We start from the raw sequence: 4,708 nt of genomic DNA on the forward strand, positions 1-4,708 counted from the left end.
CCCCCTACAGGGGGAGCTAAAACATACATCCCTTGGATGCTTTTTTAAAATCAAGGAACGGGTAGTATTTTTTGAGAAACCCTCTCAAAAAATCTCCACCCTTGCTCTTTTCAATCGCATCCTTGATTTAAAAAATTCGGCACACTTCTTGGTACTCACCAAGCTGAAGACCAAAAAGTGAAAAACTTTCCTCATCAGCTTGTTGTACCATTTTAGTGTGCCGAAACGCATAGTTCTAACGATCAAAATTAGATTTTTTATCATTTTTTTACACGCTAAGTTCGTGCGGTTTCGCCCGCACACTACGAACCAGCCTCTACCAAAAAGCGAAAAAACCATTAAAACACAAGTGCTTTTTATTTTGGACCATACTTCTTTCTTAATTCAACCAATTCTTTTTCTAATTGTTCTACATCAGATTTCCAAAACAAACTCATGTTTTTTGTTTGTTTCAATGGGACAATCCGTCCCTTTTTATTAACTAATTCGTTTAATCTAGGACGCGATATATTGAGTATCTCTAGTACCTCTGAAGTTGTTAAAATATACTCGTTTACAAATTTCTCTACATCTTCTTTATTTTTTAATTCGTACATGCTTCATCACCTATCTTTATAATCGTTTTTTTATAAATGCTAAGATTAATCGTATTACTAGAAGTAGTACGTAAATAGTAGTTGTTGTGATTACTACATAATCTAATATTCCTAAATCACTCCAGTTAACAAAAAATGTTAAAACTATTGCTAACATGAGAAGAATTACAAGCCTGCTGTTTAAAAATTCTAGTATTTTTTTCATGTATTATATGGATTGGACTTTGTGATATAATTTGGGTAAGGGAGTGTTAATACTCTGGTATTCCCAGAGTATTAACCTTACTTGTTCTTACGTCCTGTAGTTCGTCTCGACTTTGGTAGGTTACGGCGAATGACAGGGCGTTTATTTTGTTGTGTTATTTCTCCTTGTTTCATCCTCTTTCTTTTTTCACTTATGTCTAACCAATCCTTGTATACTCCTAATATTTCTTTTACTATAGGCAAGGCTGTTTTGATTACTGCTCCGATAATTACTAATACTGCTGTTATATTCATTTTTTACCTCCAAAATATGTAATATTGTCCAATCCATTTTCTTACCTCCCTTACATAAATAATTATACCATGGTACTTAACTATAGTAAAGTGTTTTTTGCTATAAAATTACTAATTTGGGATGTTTTTCTTATATTTTTTTTTAGGGAAACATAGGGAATCTTGACCCATTTTAAGGATTCTCTAACTCTCTTTATCATCATTTCACAGCAAAGCTCTACAAGATTCCTGATATTTTTGCTTTTGGTTAGGGAAACTTGACGAAGACAATAGGATTTGTAGCCCTCAGAAGGCTCTATAAGCGTTTTAAATTTATCCCAAATAGAAAACACCCAAGACCTCTTATAAGCTTTCAAAACGTCTTATAAGAGGTCTTGGGTGTAAATGGTTTGATTTCCCTTCCCTTGTTTTTGGGTTGGTGGTTGGCTGGGGTGAAGCGTAGCGAGGGGCTAGCCCCTCTTAGTGTCACTAAAACATAGAATGAGGATTTTTTGGAACAGTAGAACTGGCGGTTCGGCTGGTATAATTGCTAGTCCAAGTCGAGCAACTTAACCTCGTTTTTGGTCTGTTCGGCTTGGCGAAAGCTAAGAATCAGCCGAATTTCTTTATGCAATGGAGGAAAGGTGGAGATTTTTTGAGTGGGTTTCTCAAAAAATACTACCTGACCATTGCATAAAGAAAAGCCCTTTTGAGAGTGTCTGTTTATAAAAACCTCCATATCGATCTCGATATGGAGGTTTCGCAGTTACCAAAATTGGTAACTGCGAAAATAATCAATCCCCCAAAAAAGGGGGATTGATTATAGAAGAGAGTAAATTAGATAAAAAAGTGGCTTGAACCCTTGGTATTACTGGTTTTTTGCATTTTTTTTTGATATACTTTAGGATATCATTTGATATCCTAAAGTATACTGTATGATATATTTTAATTACATCATTTGATATCTTATGAGTATATATTTAACACTTATACCCTTTAGTGTTTGATATCTTTGTATTACATCATTCGATATCTTTGTATTGCATAATATAGACTTACACCCTATACTGTTTGATATAATGAAAAGATATCAAATGTAGTCATATCTGACTACAAAAGGAGAATTTTTTTTATGACAAATAATAAAACAAAATTAGAATATTATGCAGAAACTCAAACATTAATTGGACAAAAGAAAAGAGAATTAATTGATAGTGAAACAGGCGAAGTTATTCATGTAGACCAAATTACTAAAAGAGTATATGGAACTAAAAACTTTTGGAAAATGTATTTAATGGATTTTTTAACTGTTTTAGGAATTATAGATAACAAACAACTCGATGTTTTTATTTACATAGCAGAAAATACAAATCCATCAAATAATATCTTTATTGGTACATATAGAAGTATTTCAGAAGATGTTGGAGTTTCTTATAAAACCGTCGCAACAATCATGAAAAAACTTCAAGCTAATAATTTTATTAAGAAAAAACAAAATGGTGCTTACATTGTAAATCCTAACATCATGATGAAAGGTAATGATACAAAACGCCAAATCTTATTAAGTTATTACGAGGAAGATGAACCTTTAAATTCAATTGAGGTTTTAAGAGGAAAACAAAAAGCATTACCAGAGGAAAAACATTCTACAACATCTCAATTACTCGAAATAAAAGAACAGGAGTAAAAAACAATGAATAAATACGTAGCTGAATTAAACTTTGAATATGAAGATAGTGATTTTCAAATCCCTTTAACTGATATTCAATTACAAGCCATTTTTAAAATTTTAGGGATGAAAATTGACACTGAAGAACAATCTGTATCAGCCTATGGTGAAAAAATGTTAGTCAGATTTATGAGTAAGGAATATCAAAACAATCCATTTCATTACAAAATTTCTAACAAACCCGAAATCGTTGATGAACGAGGAAAATAAAAAGAGATGCTATTTTGATAGCATCTCTTTTTCTAGTAAAGAATATCTTGGCTCTGGAATTTGCTCCCACTCTATTTCTTCGTAAAACTCTCTTATCCCGATCATGACCGCTTTATGTGGTTTTCCATATTTCATCACAATTTTATCTGTATCTGAAATCATTGGAAGTGCTTCTTTTTCAAACTCAACGCTCTCTTTCTTCGAAATATCGTTTCCGTTTCTCTCTAATTTTTCTACCCGTTGCAAGACTGATTCCATCCAAATTTGTTGGTTTTTCATCAAGTCCATGACTTGACTTACCAGTTCGACCACTATTGTATTTTGCTCCGTCGATTTTCTTTCGAGTTCGCTCAACTTTGTTAGTAAATCTTGTTTCAGCATCTCTATTTGACGTATCTCTTTCTTGTTCTGTATTTCGTCTTTCAAACTCACCCTCTATACCTTCTTTCGTATACAACTCTCCTAATTTCTTCCCGCGTACTTTTTTATTTTCATTCATGTGCATGTATGTAATGGTCTTTCCACGAACAGTAACACTAACCCCATTCTCTTCTAAGTACTCAGAAAAACCTTTAAAATCACTTGTTTCCTGCTTCGCCATATCAATAGTTTCTCTTACTTCATCTTTCCAACTTCGCTTGTTCTTCTCTAATAGTGACCGCTCTGCTAACGTATATCTTATTTCAGCTTTTTGGCTAGCAACTGATAATCCATTTTCTTCGCAAATTCTATCATTTTCGGATTTAACTAATTTAATTTGGCTAGCATTACTCTGATATTTTTTACCTGTTTCCATATCTACAGAATTGATAACAATATGATTATGAATGTGTTCTGTATCATTGTGCGTGTAAATAGCAACCTGATGTCCTTCAGCAATTGATTCTGCTAATTGGCGTCCTAAATCATTAGCTTGTTCAGCTGTCACTTCTCCAGGCTTAAATGATTGAATTATTGTATGTGCTTGAACGCCTGTATCTTTTCCGTGTGCCATTCTAACTGCTTTCATTTGTGCCTTTGCATACTCAGGCATACAATTAACACCACTTTTAACAACAGCACGTTTCTCAGCATAATTAATAACTTTAGAACAACTCTTTGAATTCCCTAATTTAGTTGTTGCCATAAGGCTTCCAACTCTCTTTGAACTTCCTTCAAGTTCTTTTCAATCATACCCTCTAAAGTCGCTCCACTAAGTCGACTAGATTGTCTCATATTGCAATATCTTGCGATTTGGTTCACGTTGTTCCCAATCGCATTCAGTTCTTTAATAATTTTTAGACTGCTTTCTTTATCAAATTTCGGTTTCAAAATGCGTGCATTTTGTACCTTCATTTTTGCGAAAGCCGTCACACTCATACTCAAATTGTCAGCTGACTCTTTCAATTTTTCGTAATCGTGTTCATTCACTCGAAAGCTAATTTGTATGCTATCTCTTCTCCTTGGTGTTTTCTTTTCCACCGGAGAATTGCTATTTACTTCATCACGCTTCTCGTTCATTTTAAAACCCTCCAACCCCGTATTTGAGGATTAATATTTTGCCTTTGGCTCTATATTAATCGCTATACTTAGATATATTGATATCTCTAGCATAGCGTAACCTCAAACACTTGGCAAGCGACGTATTTGCTAGCCACTCACTTCGTTTCGTGTCTGCAAATACCGCTTTAATCATGCTTAGCATGATTCCCCCCAA

At 33.7% G+C, this 4,708-nt stretch carries 8 protein-coding genes; 3 read left to right on the top strand and 5 right to left on the bottom strand.

The annotated features are described in order from the left end of the window. On the top strand, positions 1-181 hold a 181-nt coding region (locus OXT04_RS29370; RefSeq protein ID WP_267418940.1), incomplete at its 5' end, for a hypothetical protein. A gap of 175 nt (positions 182-356) precedes the next feature. Here the strand turns inward: OXT04_RS29370 and OXT04_RS29375 are convergent. Together OXT04_RS29375 and OXT04_RS29380 are read right to left on the bottom strand one after the other, a co-directional pair. After that, a complete protein-coding gene (locus OXT04_RS29375; RefSeq protein ID WP_097822082.1) occupies positions 357-596 on the bottom strand; it encodes a helix-turn-helix transcriptional regulator in 240 nt (79 codons plus the stop codon). Positions 597-878: 282 nt separating this feature from the next. Then, positions 879-1,094, bottom strand: a complete 216-nt coding sequence (locus OXT04_RS29380; RefSeq protein ID WP_267407804.1) for a hypothetical protein — start codon at positions 1,092-1,094, stop codon at positions 879-881. Positions 1,095-2,205: 1,111 nt separating this feature from the next. On the opposite strand from OXT04_RS29380, the gene OXT04_RS29385 reads away from it, so the two are divergent. Beyond that, complete coding sequence (locus OXT04_RS29385) at positions 2,206-2,760, top strand: replication/maintenance protein RepL (protein WP_098877982.1); 555 nt, start codon at positions 2,206-2,208, stop codon at positions 2,758-2,760. A 6-nt stretch (positions 2,761-2,766) separates the two neighbouring features. Further along, on the top strand, positions 2,767-3,012 hold the full coding sequence (locus OXT04_RS29390) for a hypothetical protein (protein WP_098877981.1): 246 nt from the start codon (positions 2,767-2,769) through the stop codon (positions 3,010-3,012). Between the two features lie 9 nt (positions 3,013-3,021). On the opposite strand, the gene OXT04_RS29395 is transcribed toward OXT04_RS29390, so the two are convergent. From OXT04_RS29395 to OXT04_RS29405, 3 genes are read right to left on the bottom strand one after another with little or no spacing between them, the layout of a single operon-like run. Then, positions 3,022-3,258, bottom strand: coding sequence for a hypothetical protein (locus OXT04_RS29395; RefSeq protein WP_267407800.1), 237 nt, complete (start codon positions 3,256-3,258; stop codon positions 3,022-3,024). Next, positions 3,197-4,138 carry a relaxase/mobilization nuclease domain-containing protein gene (locus OXT04_RS29400; RefSeq protein ID WP_098877979.1) on the bottom strand — a complete coding sequence of 314 codons (942 nt, stop codon included), beginning with the start codon at positions 4,136-4,138 and terminating at the stop codon, positions 3,197-3,199. Before OXT04_RS29400 ends, OXT04_RS29395 begins: the two co-directional genes overlap by 62 nt. Continuing rightward, on the bottom strand, positions 4,120-4,512 hold the full coding sequence (locus OXT04_RS29405; protein WP_267407801.1) for a MobC family plasmid mobilization relaxosome protein: 393 nt from the start codon (positions 4,510-4,512) through the stop codon (positions 4,120-4,122). Before OXT04_RS29405 ends, OXT04_RS29400 begins: the two co-directional genes overlap by 19 nt. Positions 4,513-4,708 lie beyond the last annotated feature (196 nt).

Source organism: Bacillus sp. GC_Bacil_1 (genome assembly GCF_026540675.1).
Taxonomy (GTDB): Bacteria; Bacillota; Bacilli; order Bacillales; family Bacillaceae_G; genus Bacillus_A; species Bacillus_A cereus.

What these genes read in the sequence shown, in the direction of transcription:
- OXT04_RS29375 (WP_097822082.1), bottom strand. Translation starts at nt 596, where the DNA reads ATGTACGAATTAAAAAATAAAGAAGATGTAGAGAAATTTGTAAACGAG.
- OXT04_RS29380 (WP_267407804.1), bottom strand. Translation starts at nt 1,094, where the DNA reads ATGAATATAACAGCAGTATTAGTAATTATCGGAGCAGTAATCAAAACA.
- OXT04_RS29385 (WP_098877982.1), top strand. Translation starts at nt 2,206, where the DNA reads ATGACAAATAATAAAACAAAATTAGAATATTATGCAGAAACTCAAACA.
- OXT04_RS29390 (WP_098877981.1), top strand. Translation starts at nt 2,767, where the DNA reads ATGAATAAATACGTAGCTGAATTAAACTTTGAATATGAAGATAGTGAT.
- OXT04_RS29400 (WP_098877979.1), bottom strand. Translation starts at nt 4,138, where the DNA reads ATGGCAACAACTAAATTAGGGAATTCAAAGAGTTGTTCTAAAGTTATT.
- OXT04_RS29405 (WP_267407801.1), bottom strand. Translation starts at nt 4,512, where the DNA reads ATGAACGAGAAGCGTGATGAAGTAAATAGCAATTCTCCGGTGGAAAAG.